General features: G+C 66.1%; 21 protein-coding genes. 9 read left to right on the forward strand and 12 right to left on the reverse strand.

The features are described 5' to 3' along the window. Window positions 1-193 precede the first annotated feature (193 nt). The 3 genes from aotJ (at window position 194) to H0I86_RS11205 (ending at window position 3,230) form a co-directional block, all read left to right on the forward strand. Entirely contained in the window at window positions 194-973 is a 780-nt protein-coding gene (gene aotJ, locus H0I86_RS11195) for an L-arginine-binding protein AotJ (protein WP_180925042.1), read from the forward strand. Between the two features lie 340 nt (window positions 974-1,313). Then, window positions 1,314-2,426 (forward strand): succinylglutamate desuccinylase/aspartoacylase family protein, encoded by a 1,113-nt coding sequence (locus H0I86_RS11200; protein WP_180925043.1) that lies wholly within the window; start codon window positions 1,314-1,316, stop codon window positions 2,424-2,426. A gap of 87 nt (window positions 2,427-2,513) precedes the next feature. After that, a complete protein-coding gene (locus tag H0I86_RS11205; RefSeq protein ID WP_180925044.1) occupies window positions 2,514-3,230 on the forward strand; it encodes an alpha/beta hydrolase in 717 nt (238 codons plus the stop codon). Window positions 3,231-3,277: 47 nt separating this feature from the next. On the opposite strand, the gene H0I86_RS11210 is transcribed toward H0I86_RS11205, so the two are convergent. The 4 genes from H0I86_RS11210 to H0I86_RS11225 all read right to left on the reverse strand — a co-directional run bounded on the left by H0I86_RS11210 (window position 3,278) and on the right by H0I86_RS11225 (window position 6,633). After that, complete coding sequence (locus H0I86_RS11210; RefSeq protein WP_180925045.1) at window positions 3,278-3,853, reverse strand: DcrB/PsbP domain-containing protein; 576 nt, start codon at window positions 3,851-3,853, stop codon at window positions 3,278-3,280. A 140-nt stretch (window positions 3,854-3,993) separates the two neighbouring features. Continuing rightward, window positions 3,994-4,899: an aromatic amino acid exporter YddG gene (gene yddG, locus H0I86_RS11215; RefSeq protein WP_180925046.1), complete on the reverse strand. Its 906-nt coding sequence runs from the start codon at window positions 4,897-4,899 to the stop codon at window positions 3,994-3,996. 60 nt (window positions 4,900-4,959) lie between these two features. After that, window positions 4,960-5,736, reverse strand: a complete 777-nt coding sequence (locus tag H0I86_RS11220) for an AraC family transcriptional regulator (protein ID WP_180925047.1) — start codon at window positions 5,734-5,736, stop codon at window positions 4,960-4,962. Window positions 5,737-5,847: 111 nt separating this feature from the next. Beyond that, a complete protein-coding gene (locus H0I86_RS11225; RefSeq protein WP_180925048.1) occupies window positions 5,848-6,633 on the reverse strand; it encodes a hypothetical protein in 786 nt (261 codons plus the stop codon). A 347-nt stretch (window positions 6,634-6,980) separates the two neighbouring features. Between H0I86_RS11225 and H0I86_RS11230 the strand changes: the two genes are divergently transcribed. Continuing rightward, on the forward strand, window positions 6,981-8,237 hold the full coding sequence (locus H0I86_RS11230; RefSeq protein WP_373369425.1) for an Nramp family divalent metal transporter: 1,257 nt from the start codon (window positions 6,981-6,983) through the stop codon (window positions 8,235-8,237). Window positions 8,238-8,294: 57 nt separating this feature from the next. On the opposite strand, the gene H0I86_RS11235 is transcribed toward H0I86_RS11230, so the two are convergent. From H0I86_RS11235 to glcD, 4 genes are read right to left on the reverse strand one after another with little or no spacing between them, the layout of a single operon-like run. Further along, window positions 8,295-8,696 (reverse strand): heme-binding protein, encoded by a 402-nt coding sequence (locus H0I86_RS11235; RefSeq protein WP_180925050.1) that lies wholly within the window; start codon window positions 8,694-8,696, stop codon window positions 8,295-8,297. 12 nt (window positions 8,697-8,708) lie between these two features. Next, window positions 8,709-9,959, reverse strand: a complete 1,251-nt coding sequence (glcF, locus tag H0I86_RS11240; RefSeq protein ID WP_180925051.1) for a glycolate oxidase subunit GlcF — start codon at window positions 9,957-9,959, stop codon at window positions 8,709-8,711. A 15-nt stretch (window positions 9,960-9,974) separates the two neighbouring features. Then, window positions 9,975-11,039: a glycolate oxidase subunit GlcE gene (gene glcE, locus H0I86_RS11245; RefSeq protein WP_180925052.1), complete on the reverse strand. Its 1,065-nt coding sequence runs from the start codon at window positions 11,037-11,039 to the stop codon at window positions 9,975-9,977. Beyond that, the gene (glcD, locus tag H0I86_RS11250; protein ID WP_180925053.1) at window positions 11,039-12,538 is read right to left on the reverse strand and encodes a glycolate oxidase subunit GlcD; all 1,500 of its coding nucleotides are present in this window, start codon (window positions 12,536-12,538) and stop codon (window positions 11,039-11,041) included. The genes glcE and glcD overlap by 1 nt, the downstream gene beginning before the upstream one ends. Before the next feature lie 255 nt (window positions 12,539-12,793). On the opposite strand from glcD, the gene glcC reads away from it, so the two are divergent. Both glcC and H0I86_RS11260 read left to right on the forward strand, forming a co-directional pair. Then, window positions 12,794-13,558 carry a transcriptional regulator GlcC gene (gene glcC, locus H0I86_RS11255; protein WP_180925054.1) on the forward strand — a complete coding sequence of 255 codons (765 nt, stop codon included), beginning with the start codon at window positions 12,794-12,796 and terminating at the stop codon, window positions 13,556-13,558. Window positions 13,559-13,661: 103 nt separating this feature from the next. Continuing rightward, window positions 13,662-13,832 carry a metallothionein gene (locus H0I86_RS11260; RefSeq protein ID WP_062822890.1) on the forward strand — a complete coding sequence of 57 codons (171 nt, stop codon included), beginning with the start codon at window positions 13,662-13,664 and terminating at the stop codon, window positions 13,830-13,832. A gap of 48 nt (window positions 13,833-13,880) precedes the next feature. On the opposite strand, the gene H0I86_RS11265 is transcribed toward H0I86_RS11260, so the two are convergent. Both H0I86_RS11265 and H0I86_RS11270 read right to left on the reverse strand, forming a co-directional pair. Continuing rightward, window positions 13,881-15,107, reverse strand: coding sequence for an MFS transporter (locus H0I86_RS11265; protein WP_180925055.1), 1,227 nt, complete (start codon window positions 15,105-15,107; stop codon window positions 13,881-13,883). Between the two features lie 339 nt (window positions 15,108-15,446). Then, a complete protein-coding gene (locus H0I86_RS11270; RefSeq protein WP_007930743.1) occupies window positions 15,447-15,674 on the reverse strand; it encodes a DUF6555 family protein in 228 nt (75 codons plus the stop codon). A 222-nt stretch (window positions 15,675-15,896) separates the two neighbouring features. Between H0I86_RS11270 and H0I86_RS11275 the strand changes: the two genes are divergently transcribed. From H0I86_RS11275 to H0I86_RS11285, 3 genes are all read left to right on the forward strand, one after another. Then, window positions 15,897-16,676 (forward strand): AraC family transcriptional regulator, encoded by a 780-nt coding sequence (locus H0I86_RS11275; protein WP_180925056.1) that lies wholly within the window; start codon window positions 15,897-15,899, stop codon window positions 16,674-16,676. A gap of 372 nt (window positions 16,677-17,048) precedes the next feature. Continuing rightward, window positions 17,049-17,222: a DUF1427 family protein gene (locus H0I86_RS11280; RefSeq protein WP_007930748.1), complete on the forward strand. Its 174-nt coding sequence runs from the start codon at window positions 17,049-17,051 to the stop codon at window positions 17,220-17,222. A 43-nt stretch (window positions 17,223-17,265) separates the two neighbouring features. Beyond that, window positions 17,266-18,222: a quinone oxidoreductase family protein gene (locus H0I86_RS11285; RefSeq protein ID WP_180925057.1), complete on the forward strand. Its 957-nt coding sequence runs from the start codon at window positions 17,266-17,268 to the stop codon at window positions 18,220-18,222. 250 nt (window positions 18,223-18,472) lie between these two features. Here H0I86_RS11285 and H0I86_RS11290 read toward each other — a convergent pair whose 3' ends face one another. After that, a complete protein-coding gene (locus H0I86_RS11290) occupies window positions 18,473-19,516 on the reverse strand; it encodes a purine-nucleoside phosphorylase (RefSeq protein ID WP_180925058.1) in 1,044 nt (347 codons plus the stop codon). Between the two features lie 23 nt (window positions 19,517-19,539). Then, window positions 19,540-20,514 carry a nucleoside-specific channel-forming protein Tsx gene (locus tag H0I86_RS11295; protein WP_038580286.1) on the reverse strand — a complete coding sequence of 325 codons (975 nt, stop codon included), beginning with the start codon at window positions 20,512-20,514 and terminating at the stop codon, window positions 19,540-19,542. Between the last annotated feature and the right edge of the window lie 327 nt (window positions 20,515-20,841).

Here is a 20,841-nt window from a genome sequence, read left to right on the forward strand (position 1 = left end):
AAGGCATTTCCGGCGCCATTGCACCACCGCGGGGCGGCTCGCCCGACGCCTGAATGCGGGCGTGGATTTTATATAAGTATTTGTCGCATAAACACAATTTGCCTCCCGGGCGCCGCTCTAGACTGCTGGCCACTTCGATTTCCCCCAATCGAACCTTTCTGCCAATAAGAGCCTCCGTCTACGGGAGTTATAAATGAAGAAGCTTGTGATGTTCGGTGCCCTGGCACTGTCCATGCTGTCCCTGACCGCCGTGGCTGACGATGCCAAGCCGATCCGCATCGGTATCGAAGCCGGCTACCCGCCATTCTCGATGAAGACCCCCGACGGCAAGCTCACCGGCTTCGACGTGGATATCGGCGATGCGCTGTGCGAGCAGATGAAAGTCAAATGTACCTGGGTCGAGCAGGAGTTCGACGGCCTGATCCCGGCGCTGAAGGTGCGCAAGATCGACGCCATCCTGTCGTCCATGACCATCACCGACGACCGTAAGAAAAACGTCGACTTCACCATCAAGTACTACCACACCCCGGCGCGCTTCGTGATGAAGGAAGGCACCGAGGTCAAGGACCCGCTGACCGAACTCAAGGGCAAGAAAGTCGGGGTGCTGCGCGCCAGCACCCATGACCGTTTCGCTACCGAAGTGCTGGTGCCGGCCGGGATCAACCTGGTGCGTTACGGCTCCCAGCAGGAAGCCAACCTGGACATGGTGTCCGGCCGCATCGACGCGCTGCTGGCCGACTCGGTCAACCTCGACGACGGCTTCCTGAAAACCGACGCCGGCAAGGGCTTCACCTTCGTCGGTCCCGAGTACAACGATCCGAAATACTTCGGTGGCGGTGCCGGCATCGCCGTGCGCAAGGGCGATACCGCCCTGGCCGAGAAATTCAACACCGCCATCACTGAAATCCGCGCCAACGGCAAGTACAAGGCCGTGCAGGACAAGTACTTCAAGTTCGACGTCTACGGCGAGTAATTCGCTGAGCTGAAAAAGGCGGCTACCGTGAAGACGGCGCCGCCTTTTTTGTTGGCGTTGTTGTGCCGGTTTGGGCAATGGAGCGCCTGGATGCAGCATTGTCGAGGAGCAGGGCGATCCCCTGTAGCCGCTGCCGCAGGCTGCGATCGGTCTGGGCCGCATTCGGAGTACGGCCGTGACGCCCTCAAGATCGCTGAAGGTCCTGCGGACCTTGGCGCAGCCTGCGGCAGCGGCTACAGAAGCTCGCATCAACTGGCAGCGGACGACGACCTTTTCACGGCCACGCAAATGCCTCAGGCTACGGCCCCCGCCGAACTCCATTTTTCTTCCGGAGCCCTTCATGCAACGCATCGACCATTCCTTGCCCTGGAGCCACCTGGGCACCCAGCGCCAGCTCAGCGTGTTCCGTTTTGGCAGCGACAGCCGCAAGGTCTATATCCAGGCCAGCCTGCACGCCGACGAACTGCCGGGCATGCGCACCGCCTGGGAACTGAAAAAACGCCTGAGCGAACTGGAAGCCCAGGGGCAGCTCAAGGGCGTGATCGAGCTGGTGCCGGTGGCCAACCCCATCGGCCTCGACCAGCACTTGCAAAGCAGCCACCTGGGGCGTTTTGAAAGCGGCAGCGGGAAGAATTTCAACCGCGCCTTCGTCGAACTCAGCGGCCCGGTGGGCGACCTGATCGGTGACCGCCTGGGCAGCGATGCGGCGACCAACGTCGCCTTGATCCGCCAGACCATGGGCGAAGTCCTCGACCGCCTGCCGGCCCCGGCTTCGCAACTCCAGGCCCTGCAACGCCTGCTGCTGCGCCATGCCTGCGACGCCGACATCACCCTCGACCTGCACTGCGATTTCGAGGCGGCGATCCATCTGTACGCGTTGCCCCGGCACTGGCCGCAGTGGCAGTCCCTGGCCGCGCGGCTGAAGGCCGGGGTGGCGCTGCTTTGCGAAGACTCCGGCGGCAGCTCGTTCGACGAATCCTGCTCCACGCCCTGGCTGCGCCTGGCCCGCGACTTCCCGCGGGCGGCGATTCCAGCGGCCAACCTCGCCACCACCCTGGAGCTGGGCAGCATGGGCGACACCCGGGTCGAACAGGCCCAGGCCAACTGCGAAGCGATCCTGGGGTTTCTCGCCGAGCAAGGGTTTATCGACGGCCAATGGCCGGCCACCCCGGACGCCTGTTGCGAGGGCATGCCGTTCGAAGGCACCCAATACCTGTTCGCCCCGCACCATGGGGTGGTCAGCTTCCTGCGCGAGGCCGGTGAGTGGGTGGAGCGGGGCGATGCGATCTTCGAGGTGGTCGACCCGCTGAACGACATCGTCACCGTGGTGCGCGCCGCCACCAGCGGCGTGCTGTTCGCCCTGGACCGCGGCCGCTACACCGAGCCGGGCATCTGGCAGGCCAAGGTTGCCGGCCGCGAGCCGATCCGCAGCGGCAAGCTGACCAACGATTGAGGCGCTTGCCGCCGATGACGGTCGAGGGTTTTCCCTGATTGCAGGCCAGGCCACACCGCCAGGCCTGCCCACCCGTAAGGACGTCCTATGTTCAAGTTCCTGGCCCTGTTGCTGCTAAGTGTTTGCGCCACCGTCCAGGCGCAGACGGCGCTGCACGACGACCTGCCGCTGCTCTATCTGGAACAGGCCCCGGCCGACTCCCGCGATCGACCCCTGGTGATTTTTCTCCACGGCTACGGCAGCAACGAAGAGGATCTGTTCGGCCTCAAGGACGGGTTGCCGGCGGATTACACCTACCTTTCGGTACGGGCACCGCAAACCCTGGAAGAGGGCAGTTACCAGTGGTTTCACAAGCAGGGTGAAGGGGCTTATGACGGGGTGACCGCCGAGCTGGCCGACGGTGCGAAGCTGATCGACGCGTTCGTCCGGCAGGCGGTCGCCAAGTACCACACCCGCGCCGACCGGGTGTTCCTGGTGGGCTTCAGCCAGGGCGCGATCATGTCCTACGAGCTGGGCCTGCGCCATCCCCAGGCGGTCCGCGGGATTGCCGCCCTGAGCGGGAAGATCCTGCCGGTGCTGCGCTCGCAGCTCAAGAGCGGCGCGGGCCTGGAGCGGCTGGCGATCTTCATCGCCCATGGCACCGCGGATATGCGCCTACCTTACAGCGACGGCTCCGAGGCCGACAGCCTGTTGCGCGGGCTGGGCCTGGCTCCGCAATTCCATGCCTACCCGGGCATCGGCCATACCATCAGCGACACCGAGCTCCAGGACCTGAACCGCTGGTTGCTCAGCCTCAACCCTTGAAACGGATGAACCCGTAGCGGCCGCTGTCGCTGCGGGTTCCTAAGGGGTTACTTGCCGACGATCTGGCTGACCAGCTTGTCGTGATTGGCCTTGTCGTTGATCCGCGAAATCACCTGCACCACCGCCATGCGGTTGCCGGAGCCGGCGAGCAGGGTGGAGCTTTGGGTCATGCCGCCGCCCTGGGTCGCGGTGCTGTCGATCTGGCGCAGGCCGAGGCCGCCGCGGGTCATGCTTTTTTCGCTCTGCTTGCTGAAATCCGGCAGGGCCGCCGCCTGTTGCGAGAGGAAACCCGAGACCGCGCTGTCGAGGAACTGCGCGTCGTTGTCCTTGGCCTGCGCCGCATCGGGGATCAGATTCTCCGCGGCGATGACCACGGTCTTGGTGCTGGCGTTGGTGTACAGGGTGCCGGTGGCACCGGCGGTGCCGCTGGCTTCGTCGCCGGCCGGCAGCGGGTTGGCGATGAAGCCCTTGGGCAGGCTGAACTTGAACTTGCCGCCGAGCATCGAGACGGTCTCGACCTTGGCCTTCTTGTTCGTCGGCTGGGCCGCGGACACGTCCAGGGCGCTGAAACCGGCCAGCGCCGCCAGGACCAGGACCGCGGCGTGTTTACCGAACAGGGACATGCAGATTCTCCAGAGTGAACGCGTTGGGGGCGCGCATCTTCCCACGGCTGTCGCGGGGCACTCCAGCGGGATATGCGGTGGCACGAAATTTCGGATAAAAGGGCGCGGGAGCGGCCTTTGTGGCGCTTATCGGACGCTCCTCAACCCTGGAGGGAACGCCCCCCCGAAGTCGCCAGCACCGCCCCGGCGATGATCAACAGCGCCGGCACCAGCAGCCACGCACTGGCCGGGCTTTGCCCGATGACGATCAGCAGCAGGGTGGAGATCAGCGGCGCCAGGTACGACAGCGCGCCGAGCGTGGCCAGGTTGCCGTGTTTGGTGGCGTGGTCCCAGGCGAAAAAGGCCAGGCCGACCGGGCCCAGCCCCAGGCCGATGATCGCCAGCCATTGCTTGAGGTCTGGTTGCGCCGGGGTTTCGAACATCAGGTGGCAAAGCAGCCCGGCCAGCGCCACCAGCCCGCAGATGCCGCCGATCAGGCTGCTGGGCACGCTGCTGAAACGGCGGTTGAGCACCGAGTAGCCGGACCACACCAGGGCGCAGCCGAACGCCGCCAGGTAACCCGCCACCGGCATCGCGCCGACCTGGCTGGAAGCGCGCTGCTGCATGATGAACGCGGTGCCGGCCAGCCCCAGCAAGGCGCCGCTCAGTTGCCGGCCGCGCAGCGGTTCGCCGCCGGCCCGGGCCGCCAGTAACACGATCAGCAACGGCCAGAGGTAGGCGATCAGGCTGGCCTCGGCGGCCGGCGCGGCTTTCAGGGCGAAGAAATACAGCGCGTGGTAGGCAAAGATCCCGCCGAACCCCAGGGCCCAGACCGGCCAGGGCTGGCGCCAGCCACGAAAACCGGCGCGCCCCCGCAGGCCGAGCAATACCAGGCTGGCGCCGCAGGCCACGGCGAAGCTCAAGGCCAGCAACTGGAAGGGGGGAATGCCGGCGGTGAGGGTGGTCAGCAGCGCCAGGCATGACCAGAGGAACACCGCGATCACGCCGATGGCGGTGGCGGCGCCGCTGCGGGAGGGGGCGAGGCGGGTTGAGTGGATTACAGTCATAGGCACACCGAGGCAAGGGCGGTGTGGCCAGCATAGAAGCCGCCGCGACGGCGGTATTGATCAGGCCTGCCGAACTCTTGTCGCAGCCTGCGCCTGGGTGTCGCGAGCGGCCTTGCGCAGGGCCGCCGGGGTCTGGTTGCGCGCCTTCTTCAAGGCGTGGGTCAGGGCACTCTGATCGGCGTAGCCGACCCGCTGGGCGATCTCGCTGATGGGCAGCAGGGTACGGCCGAGCAGGTCGATGGCACGGTCCAGGCGCAGGGTCGAAATGTAGGCGAAAGGCGTGCTGTGCATGTCCCGCTCGAACAGCAGGTACAGGCTGCGCTCGCTGACCCCCGCGGCCTGGGCGATGGCGTGGGCGCTCAGCGGGCTGCCCAGGTGCTGCTCGATATAGGCCAGGGCCCGCGCCAGCGCCTGGCGCTGCGGCGCGCTTGGTGTCGGGCGGGCCAGGCAGGCCAGCAGCAGGGCGCTCCAGGCGCTGGCGACCTGGCTGCAAGAGCTGAGCAAGGCGCCGCTGTGGCTGGCATAGCCGAGCAGATGGCGGATCTGCGGGTCGATGGCGAAGAAGCGGGTATCGGCCAGAGGTGCCTCGTTGCCGGGGCCATCCAGGTCGAGCACCAGAAAGGTATTGCGGCGCTCGGCCAGGAACGCATGCCGGGCGCCCGGGGCAATCACCACGCCCTGGCTGGCGTCGACCTTGCCGCCGCGGCCCTCCACCTCGATCTCCATCGCCCCCGACTGCGGCAGCACGATCTGCGGAAAATCGTGATCGTGCAGCTCGACCTGCCCGGAATACGAACGCGTCGCCAGGGCGACAGTGGGTTGGGCTGGAGTGTTCATGGCGCTGCTCCGCGGATGGCTGCCCTGCATCATGCCTGAAAATCCCCGCCCGGCAGGAGTCGCCGGGCGGAGCTTGATGGCTTGCGATGGGTGTCGGGCTGAGCGGTGCTCTCAGGCATCCGCAGACGATAGGCGGGCCGGTGTCGACGAGCGCGCCAACAACCGCTTGCTAATGCCCAGCACGGCCAGCGACACCGCCACCCCCAGGGCAAACGCCGTGAGCCCCAGGCTCGGCAACGCCAGCGCCAGGACCAGGCAAAACGCCGCGAAGGAATACAGGCCGGTAGCCGTTGCCCGCAACAGCACGGCAGTAAAGGCCGGCCCCTGGCTCCGATGCGAGAACACCGCGAGCACGCTGGTGAGTACGGGGAACACTGCGAGCAGGCCGCTCCAGCGATAGCCGACGGTGCTGGCCAGCCAGGTGACGGCCAGGGTCAGCAGGGCACCGGCAAGCATGCGCTGGATCAGCTTGTCGGACCTCGGCGCCGATGTCGGCACCAGCGGTTGTACCCGGGGAAACAGATAAGGCGCTGCCAGCAGCCCGATGGTGGCACAGAGGATGGAGAACGCCAAAGAGCCAGGAGCCCAGGAGATCAAGGTCGCCAGGATGGCCCAGACCAGCACCGCGATCGTCAGCGCCCAGGGCCATGCCAGTTTTTGCGCGGCCTGGGCGTAGGCGATGCCGAATGCAATCATGGCCAGCAGCGCCGACAGCGCCGCGACCGATGCCTGGGCGGCAAAGGCATGGCCCTGCTCGACGGCGAGAAAGAACAGGATCGGCCCGACCACCACCGGGAAGCCCGCCAGCCAACCCGCGATACTTGGCCCCCAGCGCCGACTGGCCAGGGATATGAGCAACAGAAAGCCGGGGACCATTATTATTTTCAGCAGCAGCACGCGATCACTCCTTTGTCAGCGAGCCGCAACGCTAACACCCATTCAACGGTCGTCGTGTTTTTTCGTAGGGAAAATTTCCGGCCAACGCTGCCAGTGTCGGTCTGCTGACGGGCAGGAACATCAGGCTTTGCGCCTGGCCGTCGGCAAAGACACCGAGGCGAGTACACAGCCGATCCAGCATTCCATGCCCGGCGCAAAAGGCCCGAACAGGGCGCTATCAAGGCTTGGGCCGGTTCGCTGAAACGTCTAAGCTGGGCCACCGTTCCAGCCTTCCGGATGCCCGCGTGAAATTCACTCTCCCCAAAGTCGGTACCGCCCCGTTCTGCCCGCCGGAAGTCGCCGGCACCATTGTGGTCGATCCCTCCGCGCCACTGTTCAAGCGCATCCTGCGCTTCGCCGGTCCCGGCCTGCTGATTTCCATCGGCTACATGGACCCGGGCAACTGGGCCACCGCCATCGAGGCCGGTTCGCGCTATGGCTACAACCTGCTGTTCGTGGTGCTGCTGGCGAGCCTTGCGGGCATGGCGGTGCAGTGCCTGTGTTCGCGCCTGGGCATCGCCACCGGGCGCGACCTGGCGCAGCTTTGCCGGCAGCGCTACAGCACCCGCACGGCGCGTACCCAGTGGCTGCTGGCGGAGGTGTCGATCATCGCCACCGACCTTGCCGAGGTCCTGGGTTGCGCCCTGGCGTTCCACCTGTTGCTCGGGGTCTCGCTGACCACCGGGATAGTCATCACCGCCTTCGACACCCTGTTGATTCTCGCCTTGCAGAACCGTGGCTTTCGCCGCCTGGAGGCGATCATGCTGGTGCTGGTGGGCACCATCGGCCTGTGCTTTTTCGTCGAGCTGCTGCTGATCAAACCCTACTGGCCGGACGTGGCGCGGGGTTTCACGCCATCGCTGGCGGCGATCGGCGAGGCAGCGCCGCTGTACCTGGCGATCGGCATCCTCGGCGCCACCGTGATGCCGCATAACCTGTACCTGCACACCTCTATCGTGCAGACCCGCCTGGTAGGCAAGGACGAGGCCAGCCGGCGGGATGCGATCAAGCTGGCGCGCATCGACACCATTGGCTCCCTGGCCTTGGCGCTGCTGGTCAACGCGGCGATCCTGATCCTCGCCGCCGCGGCTTTCCACGGCACCGGGCACACCGAGGTGGTGGAGTTGCAGGACGCCTATCACCTGCTCGATCCGCTGGTGGGCGGGGCGCTGGCCAGCGTGCTGTTTGGCGTGGCCTTGCTGGCGTCGGGGCAGAGCTCGACCTTCACCGGCACCATCGCCGGCCAGGTGATCATGGAGGGCTATCTCAACCTGCGCCTGCCGTGCTGGCAGCGGCGCCTGATCACCCGCGGCCTGGCGCTGGTGCCGGCCTTCGTCGGCGTGTGGCTGATGGGTGACGGCGCGGTCGGCCAGCTGCTGGTGCTGAGCCAGGTGGTGCTCAGCCTGCAACTGCCATTCGCCCTCTACCCGTTGATCCGCATGACCTGCGACCCGCAGTTGATGGGCGTGTTCGTCAACCGCTGGCCGACCCGCATCCTCGCCTGGAGCCTGTTCGCGATCATCAGCGGCGCCAACGCCTGGCTGATCGCGCAGCTGGTAGTGTAAGCCCGCTTCTGTAGGAGCGAAGCTTGCTCGCGATGGACCGCGCAGCGGTCCCGATCTTCAATCCAACGCCTGGGCAGCGAACAGCGCGACCTGGGCATCCTCCCCGGACTTGACCCCGGACACACCGACGGCGCCGATCACCTGGCCGTCGAACACCACGGGCACGCCACCTTCCAGCGAAGTCAGCAGCGGCGCCGAGAGAAACGCCGTGCGTCCGCCGTTGACCATTTCTTCATAGCCCTTGGACTCGCGCCGGCCGAGGGCCGCGGTGCGGGCCTTTTCCACGGCGATATAGGCGCTGATCGGCGAGGCGCCGTCCAGGCGTTCGAGGGCCAGCGGGTGGCCGCCGTCGTCGACGATGGCGATGCTCACCGGCCACTGGTTGCGTTCGGCCTCGTCCCGCGCGGCGAGCAGGATGCGCTGGATTTCGCGATGACCCAGGATGGCTTTGCTGTGCATGGCGTGCTCCTTTCAGGGGGTAGCTGGTTGAGGGGAAGCGTTCAGGGGCGGCAGGGCGGCCTCGACCCGTTCGATCCAGTGTCGCACCGGGGTGCGCCCGGCGCCGTCGAGGTGAGTCTGGCAGCCGATATTGGCGGTGACTATGACCTCGGGCCGGCCGCTTTCCAGGGCATTGAGCTTGTTGTCGCGCAGTTGCCGCGCCAGTTCGGGCTGGGTCAGCGAGTAGGTGCCCGCCGAGCCGCAGCACAGGTGGCTGTCGGGCACTTCGGTGAGTTCGAAGCCCAGGCGCTTGAGCACTGCCTCCACCGCGCCGCCGAGTTTCTGCGCGTGCTGCAGGCTGCACGGGCAGTGGAAGGCCAGGCGCTGGTCGCTGTGGGCGTGCAACTGTTCCAGCGGTTCGTCGCGCAGCACCTCCACCAGGTCCCGGGCCAGGGCGCTGACCCGCTCGGCGCGGGCGGCATAACGCGGGTCGTGGGCCAGCAGGTGGCCGTAATCCTTGATAAAGGCACCGCAGCCGCTGGCGGTCTGCACCAGGGCTTCGGCGCCGTTTTCCAGGTGCGGCCACCAGGCGTCGATATTGCGCCGGGCCCGTTCCAGGCCGGCGTCCTGGGCGTCCAGGTGGTAATCCACGGCGCCACAGCAGCCAGCCTCGCTCACGGCTTGCACGGCAATGCCCAGGCGGTCGAGGACCCGCGCCGTCGCTGCGTTGGTGTTGGGCGACAGGCTCGCTTGCACGCAGCCTTCCAGCAGCAAGACACGCCGCGCGTGAGCCGTGGTCGGACGCGCCTTGGCCGGCTGTACCTGACGCGGCAGCTTGCCCTGCACGGCCTCGGGCAGCCACGGGCGCAAGGTGGTGCCGGTGCCGATCAGTGCCTTGAACAGCGCCGGGTTCGGTGCCAGGGCGCGCAGGCCCTGGCGCAACAGGCGCTGGCCGAGGGGCCGGGGGACGGCGGCATCGACCACGGCGCGGCCGATGTCCAGCAGGTTGTGGTAATCCACCCCGGACGGGCAGGTGGTTTCGCAGTTGCGGCACGACAGGCAGCGGTCCAGGTGCAGCTGGGTCTTGGCCGTGGCCTCGTGGCCTTCCAGCACCTGCTTGATCAGGTAGATGCGCCCCCGCGGTCCGTCCAGTTCGTCCCCCAGCAACTGATAGGTGGGGCAGGTGGCGTTGCAGAAACCGCAATGCACACAGGTGCGCAGGATGCTCTCGGCTTCCGCCGCGCGGGGCAGCTGGCGCGCCTGTTCGCTCAAGGTGGTTTGCATGCTTCGGGTCTCCGTTCAGAGCTCGGCGTAGAGCCGGCCGGGGTTGAAGATCCCTTGCGGGTCCAGTTGCGCCTTGAGCTGGCGGTGGTAGCGCAGCAGCACCGCCGGCAATGGCTGGAACGGGCTGTCCACCAGGCCGTGGCTGTAGCAGGTGGCGTGGCCACCGACGCGCTCGACCAGGCTGCGGATGCGCTCCGCAGGCGCCGCGGATTTCAGCCAGCGCTGGGCGCCGGCCCAGTCGATCAGCTGCTGGCCGGGCAGCTCCAGGACGCTGGTGTTATTGGGCAGCGACAGGCGCCACAGCGGCAGGCCTTCGTCGAAGAACGCCAGGCGTTGCTCGTTGAGGTCGGCCCAGTAATCGGCGGCCAAGGGCTCGCCACCGAGGCGATCGCGGGCCGCGGCCACCGAACCTTCGCCGCCCTCCAGGCGCAGGTGAAGGCGCTGGCCGTCATGGCTGGCGGCGCTGATGGGCAGCGGCTGCTGGCCCCAGTCGGCGAGCCGGGCCAGGGCCTTGGCGCTGTCCATTTCCAGGCTCAGGCTGAGGCACTGGCGGGGTTTCGGCAGGACCTTGAGCGACACTTCGGTGAGCACTCCGAGGCAACCGTAGCTGCCCACCAGCAAACGCGAGAGGTCGTAGCCGGCGACGTTTTTCATCACCTCGCCACCAAAGCGCAGGAGCTTGCCGGTGTCGGTGATCACCCGGCTGCCAAGCACGAAGTCGCGCACCGAACCGGCCCAGGGCCGCCGTGGCCCGGACAAGCCGGTGGCGACCATACCGCCAACGGTGGCGCCGTCGCCGAAGGTCGGCGGCTCGCAGGCCAGCATCTGCCCGGCGGCGTCCAGCGTTGTCAGCAGTTCCGAAAGCGGCGTGCCGGCGCGGACCGTCACCACCAGCTCGGTCGGGTCGTAGCTGACGATGCCGCGATGGCCGCGGGTGTCGAGCACCTCGCCGGCGCTCAGGCGGCCGAGAAAGGCCTTGCTGTTGCCACCCTGGATCAGCAGCGGCGTGCCGTCGGCCAGCGCCTGCCCGACCTGTTCCAGCAGTTCGCCGCTGGCGTCGTTATCCGCGTGTGCCGTCATCAGAAACGCTCCAGCTCGGGGAAGGGCAGTTGCCCGGCGTGCACGTGCATGGCGCCGAATTCGGCGCAGCGGTGCAGGGTCGGGATGTTTTTGCCGGGGTTGAGCAGGCCGCCGGGGTCGAAGGCCGACTTGACCGCGTGGAACAGGGTCAGCTCGTCGCTGTTGAACTGCGCGCACATCTGGTTGATTTTCTCCCGGCCGACCCCGTGTTCGCCGGTGATGCTGCCGCCGACCGCGACGCACAGTTCGAGGATCTTGCCGCCCAGGGCTTCGGCGCGGTCCAGTTCGCCGGGCTGGTTGGCGTCGAACAGGATCAGCGGGTGCATGTTGCCGTCGCCGGCATGGAACACGTTGGCCACCCGCAGCTGGTACTCGGCGGCCAGCGCGGCGATGGCCTTGAGCACCCCCGGCAGTGCGCGGCGCGGGATGGTGCCGTCCATGCAGTAGTAGTCCGGCGACAGCCGGCCCACCGCCGGGAAGGCGTTCTTGCGCCCGGCCCAGAAACGCACCCGCTCGGCTTCGTCGCGGGCCTGGCGGACCTCGGTGGCCCCGGCCCGTTCGAGCACCGCGCGGACCCGGTCGCAGTCGTCGTGGACATCGGCTTCGACGCCGTCCAGCTCGCACAGCAGGATGGCCTCGGCGTCCACCGGGTAGCCGGCGTGAATGAAGTCTTCGGCGGCGCGGATCGCCAGGTTGTCCATCATCTCCAGGCCGCCGGGGATGATGCCGGCGGCGATGATATCGGCCACCGCGTGGCCGGCTTTTTCCTCCGAGTCGAAGGCCGCCAGCAGCACCTTGGCCAACTGCGGCTTGGGCAGCAGCTTGACCGTGACCTCGGTGATGATCCCGAGCAGGCCTTCGGAGCCGGTGAACAGCGCCAGCAGGTCGAAGCCCGGTGCGTCCAGGGCGTCGCTACCGAGGGTCAGGCGTTCGCCTTCGACGCTGAGGATTTCCACCTTGAGCAGGTTGTGCACGGTCAGGCCGTATTTCAGGCAGTGCACGCCGCCGGCGTTTTCCGCGACGTTGCCGCCGATGGAACAGGCGATCTGCGAAGACGGGTCGGGGGCGTAATACAGGCCGAACGGCGCGGCGGCCTGGGAGATCGCCAGGTTGCGCACCCCGGGCTGGACCCGCGCGGTGCGGGCGGCGGGGTCGATATGCAGGATCTGGTTGAAGCGCGCCATCACCAGCAGCACGCCCTGTTCCAGGGGCAGGGCGCCGCCGGACAGGCCGGTGCCGGCCCCCCGGGCGACCACCGGCACGCGGCGTTCATGACAGATTCGCAGCAGTTCCTGCACCTGCTCGATATGCCGCGGCAGGGCCACCAGCATAGGCGTGGTGCGGTAGGCCGAAAGGCCGTCGCATTCGTAGGGTTTGAGGTCTTCGCTCTGGTGCAGGAGGTCCAGGTCGGGCAGGCGCTGGCGCAGCACCTGGAGCAGTGCCGTTTTATCGACTGGGGGCAGCGCGCCGTCGACGCGTTCGTCGTAGAGGATATTCATGGGTGGCTAACGACCCTGAGTTGTTTTTATGGGCGCTCGGCTGGCTAGGATCTGTTCCCGTTGGGTGACAGGCCGCTCAGTTGCATCATTGGCCCGGCTGGCCTTACTGTCCACGGGGCCGGGCGCTGGTCGAACCAGTTTGTTTCGCCAGCGATGCCGGGATTCTTATAAAAACTGAAGCATTTCAGCGGGATGGCTTGGCGATCCGGTTGATCGGGTTTTTTCTTCGCGGCTGGTCCTACCAGTGGAGGGCGCATGCACAGAAGCGATTCGGGGCGGCACCAGGTGGCGGACGTGGTCTGTGAGCGCATCGAGCGCCTGATCGTCGACGGCGTACTGAAGACCGGCCAGTTGCTGCCCTCGGAGCGGCGCCTCACGGAAAAACTCGGGGTCTCGCGCACGGCCTTGCGCGAGGGCCTGAAACTGCTGCGGGCGCGGGGCATCATCGAAACCGAGCAGGGCAAGGGCTCGTTTGTCGCCCAGTTGTCGGGGCAGGGCGCGACCTCGGCGCTGATGCATCTGTTCAGCTCCCAGCCGCGCACCCTCTACGACCTGTTCGAAGTGCGCAGCCTGCTGGAAGGCGAGTCGGCGCGGCTGGCGGCGTTGCGTGGCACCGATGCCGATTTCGTGCTGATCGGCCGCGCCTATCAGGCGCTGCTGGACGCCCATGGCCAGGAGCTGGAGGCCTCGGCCCACGCGCGGCTGGACCACGCGTTCCACCTGGCGATCTGCGAGGCCTCGCACAACCCGGTGCTGGTGCAGACCCTGCGCTCGCTGACCGACCTGCTGCTCAACTCGGTGTTCGCCTCGGTCAACAACCTCTATCACCGCCAGGCGCAGAAACGGCAGATCGACCGCCAGCACGCGCGGCTCTACAACGCCGTCACCGGACGCCTGCCGGAGCAGGCGCGCAAGGCCGCCATCGCGCATATCCAGGGCCTCTGCGACAACCTGCGGGAGATCGAAAACGAAGAGCAGCGCCTGGTGCGGGCGACCTTGCGCCTGGAAGGCTGGAACTGAATCCGCCGCGACCAGGGGTCAATGACGGCCACAGGCAGCCACTACACTGCTAGAGACGCGGCAATATTCGCGTCGTCGACGACCACCACAAAGGAGTCACCCCATGTCCAACGAGACTTGTGCCTGCCCGGGCTGCACCTGCAAGGTCGGCGCCCATGCCATTGTCCGTCACGGCAAGCACTACTGTTGCCAGGCCTGCGCCAGCCACCACGCCAACGGCGAACCCTGCGCCTCTACCAAAGGCTGCGATTGCGCCAAGGGCGCGCATCACTGAGCGCCCGCGGTAGGGGGGCGCGAACGCAGAGCCGAGGCGGCTCCACGTTCAACTGCCAGCCTCCTGGTCGGCCTCGAGGATCGAGGCGGCGAGGGGGCTGCGTACCTTGGCGAACCACCACAGGGCCGCCGCGCCCAGCAGCGTGGTCAGCACCGCCAGGATCAGGATCACCCGTTGCGTGCCCAAGGGCGCGGCCAGCAGCGCCACCAGCAAGCCGGCCAGGGGTTGCGAGAGGTTGTTGAGCAGGGTGATCACGCCCACGGTCTTGCCGAAGTCCCGGGGCGGAATCACCCGCTGGCGGGTGCTGCGTATGTAGATGTTGAACATCTTGTCGAAGCCGACGATCAGCAGGAACCCCAGCACATAGCCGGCCAGGTTCGGGCTCAGGGCGCTGATGAAGGCGCCCGCGGCGATCATCGAATAGGCCAGGCTACCCAGTACCCGCAGGGGCAGTACCACCCGGGCGAGGAAGAACAGGATCAGGATGGTGGTCAGCGCGCCGGCCGCCTGCAGCCAGGCGTAGGCGTCCTTGCCGGCGCTGTACTGGCCGATCACCATGGCCGCCGAGGTGGCCAGGGTGACCCCGACGATCAGGTTGACCCCCACGGCCAGGGTGATGATCTTCTTCAGTTCCGCCAGCTCGCGGATATGCTTGAAGGCGATGCGCAGGGGCTGGATCCAGAGGTCATGATGCTGCTCGAACACCTCCAGGGTGATGTGGCTCAGGCGTTGCCACAGGCGCATGCTCAGGTCGGCCAGCAGGAACAGCCCGGCGATCCACAGCACCACCCAGTGCCAGGCCCAGACCTCCAGCAGCAGCGCCGCCAGCAGCGGCCCGAGGACCAGCCCGGTCTGGTCGGCGATCTGCGAATAGGACAGGGTCTTGGTGTAGCTGTAGTGCTGGAAGACATGTGGCATCAGCACTTCGCGGGCCATGATGCCCTGGGTGGTCAGCACCCCGCACAGCGCCGACAGCGCTACCACCCAGGCGATGCCGCCGAGGAGCCCGTGGAGCAGCACCGCCAGCACGCAGAGCAGCGCCCGGTAGACCTGGCTGATGTGCAGGATGAGGATCGGCGAGAACTTGTCGCACAGCGCCCCGCACAGCGGGAACGCGAGAAAGCGCGGCAGCGATTCGACGAAAAACGCCAGTCCGGCCCAGGACGCGCTATGGGTGGTCTGGAACACCACCAGCGGCACGATGAACAGCAGGATCTGATCCGCCAGCCGCGACAGAAACAGCGAGATGAAAAAAGCCAGGTAATCCTTGCGCATGGTGACTCCTGTCGGTGGGCGGCGGGGCGGCCAGCGATGAAATAACACGCCTCCAGGGGCTGGCGATAGTGCAGCGGCGATTCAGTCTGGGCGCAGGGTCATGACGCGCCATGGCGGCGAGTCGGGCAGGCTCGGCGGGTAGGGCGTCGACGAGCGGTGCCAGATCGATGATCGAGGGGATGAAGTAGGGCGCCCAGGGACGGTCGCGGTAATCGAGGCCCGGCTGAGAGGGAGATGTTCGGGGCGGGCCCGCGGCCAGGCCATGGCTTTAGCCCGGGCACCCTGCCGGTGCGCGGTGACCGACAAGGTGCCCGGGAGCTGCCGCGAGGGGAGGCGAGGTCAGGTCGACGGTCGCCAGGTGACGTTCTCGATACCGAATTTTTCCGCCAGGGGTTTGCTGGTCTTTTTTACCCGTTCCAGGCCGAAGCGGCCGATGCGGCCGACACCGGCGTCACAGCTTGCCCAATGCCACGCCTCGGCATTGTCCATCTTCTCCGAGCGGATGATGAAGGACTTGGGGGTGCCGTGCAGGGTGTATTCGATGACGAAAAGTTTTGCGTTGTTCATAAAGCTATCAATCCTCCCTGTGATGGTTTAGTGACCCGCGCGGGCAGGGAAAAATTCACTCGGATTGTCGAGCAAGGGTATCAGCGGTCGGGCAGTGGTCGGGCAAGCATCCGAACGGGTTATCGCCTGGCGCTGCGGCGTCCGTTCGGATGTTTTTTCGCGGTTTTCCAGGCGGATCGACGGGGTTACCATGGGCCCCCTGCTTGACGACGATGCCCGGCCATGGCCCTTGCCGCACCTCCCGACCTCAGCGACACCGATATGCCGGTGCAACCCCTGGCGCGCACCTATCCGCGCGGCCTGTTCATCGAGCCCCACGAACATGCCTGGGGGCAGCTGCTGTATGCCATGAGCGGGGTGATGTGGGTCGAGACGCCGAACGAGGCGCTGGTGGTGCCGCCGCAACGGGCGGTGTGGCTGCCGCCGGGCGTGCCCCACGGGATCCGCGTGGTGACCGACCTGCAGATGCGCAATATCTATCTGCGCCCGAGCCTGGCGGCGACCCTCGACAGCCAGGTGCAGGTGTTGCAGGTGGACAACCTGTTGCGCGAGCTGATCGTGCGCCTGGTGGAGCAGGCCGGGGCGCCGCAACCGGAGTACTACGACGCGCTGGTGGGCCTGGCCCTGCTGGAGTTCAAGCGCGCCCGGCGCTCGCGGTTGAAGATCGTGCTGCCGGACAGTTCCGACCGGCGCCTGATCAACCTTTGCCAGGCGGTGATGGCCGCGCCTTCCCTGGATATTCCCTTCGAGCGCCATGCCGAGGCGGCGGGCGCCAGCGTGCGCACCCTGGCGCGGCTGTTCAAGGACGGCCTGGGCATGGGCTTCGCCGAGTGGCGCCGCCAGGTGCAACTGGCCACGGCCGCCGCCGAGCTGATCCAGGGTGTGCCGGTGAGCACCATCGCCCGCGAGCTGGGGTATTCCCCCGGCAGCTTCAGCGACATGTTCCGCCGCGAGCTGGGGCTGGCCCCGTCGCAATACGCGGCCGGAGAAGCCCGCACCTGAGTGTGTAGCCGCTGCCAAGCCCCGCGAGGCTGCGATCGACTGCGTAGCAGGCGCAAAGCCTGAGAATGCAGTCGGTCTGGATAAACGCGGTGCTCCGGTCGCAGCCTCGCAAAGCTCGGCAGCGGCTACAGGGCTTTGCGGCATCCATTGTGTGGGCGCTGCAATCCCGTAGGAGCGAAGCTTGCTCGCGATAGCGCCGTATCTGGCCCGCCACAGTATCTGCATCGCGAACAAACCAGGCCGCCACGGCGTCCGCCAGCAGATTGGCCGAAATCCTGAAGTGCTTGGCCGGTTGCGCAGGTTTTCGCTCCCTACACTCCCGGTATGCCCAATCGCCGCCGCCCAGGCGCGGCGCACTGCCCGGAGTTCGTTATGCATTACCTCATCTCCCTCGCCATCGGCCTTGGCGTCGGCCTGCTTTATGGCGCCCTGAACTTTCGCTCGCCGGCGCCGCCGGCCATCGCCCTGGTCGGGCTGCTCGGCATGCTTGCCGGCGAACAGCTGTGGCCCATGGGCCGGCAACTGGTGAGCAACTGGTTGTCCTGAGGCCTTTCGATCCTTTTATTTATTCCTGTTCATGGAGGCGCTTATGCACGCCCTGCAATTTTCCAAGACCGGCGATCTGTCGTCGTTGCACTACGTCGAGGTGCCGACCCCGGTGCCGGCCGCCGATCAGGTACTGGTGCAGATCAAGGCCGCCGGCCTCAACCCCAGCGATGTGAAGAACGTGCTCGGGCGTTTTCCCTACACCACCGTTCCGCGCATTCCCGGGCGGGATTTTGCCGGGGTAGTGGCGGACGGGCCCCGGGAGTTGGTGGGGCAGGAAGTCTGGGGCACCGGCAAGGAGCTGGGGTTCTACGCGGACGGCTCCCATGCCCAGTACGTGGTGCTGTCGGCCAAGGGCGTGGCGCACAAGCCGACACACCTGAGCTTCGCCCAGGCCGCCAGCCTGGGCGTGCCTTACACCACTGCCTGGGATGCCCTGGAGCGCAGCGGGGTGGGCGCCGGAACCACCTTGCTGGTGATTGGCGGCGGGGCGGTGGGCAGCGCCGCCCTGGCCCTGGCGAAGATTCGTGGAGCCCGGCTGCTGGCCGCCGCGCGGCGCCCGGAGCAGGTCAAGGCGTTGCAGGCACAAGGGTTCCAGACCGTGCAGCTGGACCAGCCGGAAGACCTCGGAGCCCAGGTCAATGCCGTGTTTGCCGGCGGTGCCGAGGTGATCTTCGACACCACCGGCTTCTGGCTGCCGGCCTCGGTCGCGGCCCTGGCGCCGTTCGGCCGCATCGCCATCATCGCCGCGCCGGTGGACGGCCATGTGCAGTTGCCGGCCCTGGGCCTGTACCGCAAGGGTGGCTCGGTGGTCGGGATCAACTCGCTGCTGTATGGCGTGCAGGCCTGCGCGGCCATGCTCGAGCAGTTCGGCCGGTTCTTCGATGAGGGGTTGTTGCCGTTGCCGCAGGGGTTGTTCGAATCGCCGCTGGAGCAGGGCGTCGAGCGCTACCACGAGATCAATCGGGGCAGCGGCGAGAAGGTGATTTTGCTGCCATAAGGGTGGGGCCTTGTGCGGGTCAGAGGATTGGCGTGGCTTGTTGTAGCCGCTGCCGAAGGCTGCGATCGCCCCGAAGGGGCGCGGCGATCTTGCGTTCGCCGAGGTCCTGCGGAGCTTATATTGAGCTCCTGCGGACCTATCGCAGCCTGCGGCAGCGGCTACAGGTTGGGGGCTGTGTCGTGCCTGGGGCCTTGCTCGCGATGACGTCAGCCCAAACAACCTGGCAACAAAGGTTGCAGAGCTTTTCCGATCACGCCTCCGGCACACCTTTCTCCCACACCGACCAGTTCTTCAGGATGTCCTGCACCAGCGGGTTTCCGGTGCGATAGAGGTTCTCCAGGGCCGGGACAAAACCGCCCTGGTCGGCGTACTTGAGCAGGTTGTCGACCTCGCTGCCGCCCGGTTCGGGGCGGTCGAAGTCGGAGCCGGCGCGGACCACCGCCAGCCGCTGCACGTCCACCCGGCCTTCACGGCTGGCGCGCAGCAGGGCCTCGTAGGTCGAGTTGTCTTCCTGCTGGGTGGTGCAGTACTCGCCCTTGTTGTCGGTCAGCAGGCGGGTCCAGACCTCGGCCCGTTCGCTCAGGCGCGTGCCGGAGAACCAGGTATTGCCCGCCAGGGTATCGCACCGGGTCACCACCGGCGGCTGGTTGGCCGGGGCCGCCGGGTACTTGAGGCGCCAGGCCGCCGATTCCTTGCTTTCGCTCAGGCTCACCCGGCGCGACAGGGCGAAGGCCTTGGCCTGCAGTTTCGGGTTGAGTTCGAAGACTTCGGTCTTGTAGTCCAGCGGCGGTTTCTCGTTCGGGCCCTTGGTGTTGATGCCCAGGTAGCCGGTCGGCCAGTCCTTGGGCGCGTCCCGTGAATCCAGTTCCCACTGGGTGCCGAATTCCACCAGGTAATGGGCCCAGGCGGTGGTGCCGAGGGTGCCGTATTTGGGGCTGATGCCGGCGATCCCGGCGACCAGGAAATAGCTTTTGCGCAGGTCGAACTTCGGCGACAGCGCCAGTGCCAGAGTCGAGGCCGCGGCGTTGGTCTGGCCCATGCCGGTGACCAGCAGGCAGACGTCCTTGGTATTGCAACGTATCGCCGGGTACTCCGCCGACAGCCCCGGGACGCGCACTTCCTGTTTCAGTTCCAGGCGCTCGATCCAGTGCTGGGCCTCGGGGGCGAACATGGTGATCAGCATCACCTTGGGTTTGATCGGTGTGGCCGGGGCCTCGGCGGCCCAGGCCGTCGAAGCGAGCAGGGTGCCACAGGCCAGGCCCACGGAAAGGGAAAGACGGGTCATCGCGTGCATGAAAGCCTCCATTGCTTGAGTGATCAGAACTGGTAACCGATGCCGGCGTAATAACCCCAGCCATTGGACCGGGCGCGGAAATCGCCATCGCCGAAATTCAGCTCGCTGCCGTCCTGCCAGTTGCCGCCGTTGTGGAAGTAACGGCCGACCAGGGTGAACCGCAGGTGGGTGAAGGAATACAGCAATACGTTGGTGGACACCGTGGCGTTGGCCGTGCGGGCCGGGTTGTCCTTGTGCAGGTCCGAGCCGAAATCGAAGTTGGTGAAGCCTATATAGGTCAGCGACGCACCGTTGCTGAATTTGTCTATGGGCACGATGTACTTGAGCTGGGCCCGGTAGCCGTCCCATGAGTATTCATTGCTGGCGCCATAGTTTTCCCACTGGTAGCGACCGTAGAAGTTGGCCGACAGGTTGACCCGCGAATGGGTGTCGATGTCGGTGCCCAGGCCGCTGTACAGGGTATTGGCGCGGTTGGCGCTGTTGCTGCCGTGGTCGTAGATCCAGTCGAAGGCCACGTACCACTCCTTGAACGGGCCGATGGCCAGGCTGCGTCCGGCCAGGTAGTCGATGGAGATCCGCGGCTCGTGCTCCATGAACACCGGCGAGCCGTGGTCCCACACGCCTTTGTCATGGCTGTTGCCGATGTTGAAGATCTTCGGGATGTCGATGTAGCCGTACAGCTCGAACGGCCCCTTGCGGCCGAAGTACTCGTACTCCAGGTAGATATCGTCGGCCGGCTGCGGGCCGAAACTGATGTCCTTGCTACCGATCAGGGTCAGGTCCTGGTTGTACCAATCCGACAGGTATGCACCTTTTTTGGGCGGATTGGCGTCCGGGCTGAGGGTTTCGCCTTGGGCCGAGTCATCAACGCTTTTTTGGACGTCGACGGTTTTTTCCTGGGCCTGGGCAGCGCTGCTGAGTACTCCCGTAACGGCAGTCAGTAGCAGGGAAACAGCCAGGGTGCGACAGGAGGCCGAAGGTGTAAGAGGTCGATGCATTGAAAATCCCTGTTCATGCGGTAGGAAAGCCATGGCTGGCCGGGTTGAAGCGAACCTGTATTGATTATCGGTTTAACGGGTTCGCGCAAACGTTTGCATATGCTGTACCAACGTCGATCAGGTATTTGAAACAATGAAGAGTCGGCGCCGAAACTGACTGTCTTGTTAGGAAATATCCGGAAAATTAATTCAGATACTTCTGAAATCGCTGGATGGTAAGGAGGGTGGGCAGAAGGCGGGGCAGTTGCGAGGGAACGTATCTGATTTGACAAAAAAGCTGTTTTTTAAATATTTGATAAATAACGAATTAGTAAATTTTTCCGAAGT

This window comes from Pseudomonas chlororaphis subsp. aurantiaca, assembly GCF_013466605.1.
Classification (GTDB): Bacteria; Pseudomonadota; Gammaproteobacteria; order Pseudomonadales; family Pseudomonadaceae; genus Aquipseudomonas; species Aquipseudomonas chlororaphis_I.

Bases quoted from the DNA above. Each gene is read 5' to 3' on its own strand.
- aotJ (WP_180925042.1), top strand. From the start codon at position 194: ATGAAGAAGCTTGTGATGTTCGGTGCCCTGGCACTGTCCATGCTGTCC.
- H0I86_RS11200 (WP_180925043.1), top strand. From the start codon at position 1,314: ATGCAACGCATCGACCATTCCTTGCCCTGGAGCCACCTGGGCACCCAG.
- H0I86_RS11205 (WP_180925044.1), top strand. From the start codon at position 2,514: ATGTTCAAGTTCCTGGCCCTGTTGCTGCTAAGTGTTTGCGCCACCGTC.
- H0I86_RS11210 (WP_180925045.1), bottom strand. From the start codon at position 3,853: ATGTCCCTGTTCGGTAAACACGCCGCGGTCCTGGTCCTGGCGGCGCTG.
- yddG (WP_180925046.1), bottom strand. From the start codon at position 4,899: ATGACTGTAATCCACTCAACCCGCCTCGCCCCCTCCCGCAGCGGCGCC.
- H0I86_RS11220 (WP_180925047.1), bottom strand. From the start codon at position 5,736: ATGAACACTCCAGCCCAACCCACTGTCGCCCTGGCGACGCGTTCGTAT.
- H0I86_RS11235 (WP_180925050.1), bottom strand. From the start codon at position 8,696: ATGCACAGCAAAGCCATCCTGGGTCATCGCGAAATCCAGCGCATCCTG.
- glcF (WP_180925051.1), bottom strand. From the start codon at position 9,959: ATGCAAACCACCTTGAGCGAACAGGCGCGCCAGCTGCCCCGCGCGGCG.
- glcE (WP_180925052.1), bottom strand. From the start codon at position 11,039: ATGACGGCACACGCGGATAACGACGCCAGCGGCGAACTGCTGGAACAG.
- glcD (WP_180925053.1), bottom strand. From the start codon at position 12,538: ATGAATATCCTCTACGACGAACGCGTCGACGGCGCGCTGCCCCCAGTC.
- glcC (WP_180925054.1), top strand. From the start codon at position 12,794: ATGCACAGAAGCGATTCGGGGCGGCACCAGGTGGCGGACGTGGTCTGT.
- H0I86_RS11260 (WP_062822890.1), top strand. From the start codon at position 13,662: ATGTCCAACGAGACTTGTGCCTGCCCGGGCTGCACCTGCAAGGTCGGC.
- H0I86_RS11265 (WP_180925055.1), bottom strand. From the start codon at position 15,107: ATGCGCAAGGATTACCTGGCTTTTTTCATCTCGCTGTTTCTGTCGCGG.
- H0I86_RS11270 (WP_007930743.1), bottom strand. From the start codon at position 15,674: ATGAACAACGCAAAACTTTTCGTCATCGAATACACCCTGCACGGCACC.
- H0I86_RS11275 (WP_180925056.1), top strand. From the start codon at position 15,897: ATGGCCCTTGCCGCACCTCCCGACCTCAGCGACACCGATATGCCGGTG.
- H0I86_RS11280 (WP_007930748.1), top strand. From the start codon at position 17,049: ATGCATTACCTCATCTCCCTCGCCATCGGCCTTGGCGTCGGCCTGCTT.
- H0I86_RS11285 (WP_180925057.1), top strand. From the start codon at position 17,266: ATGCACGCCCTGCAATTTTCCAAGACCGGCGATCTGTCGTCGTTGCAC.
- H0I86_RS11290 (WP_180925058.1), bottom strand. From the start codon at position 19,516: ATGCACGCGATGACCCGTCTTTCCCTTTCCGTGGGCCTGGCCTGTGGC.
- H0I86_RS11295 (WP_038580286.1), bottom strand. From the start codon at position 20,514: ATGCATCGACCTCTTACACCTTCGGCCTCCTGTCGCACCCTGGCTGTT.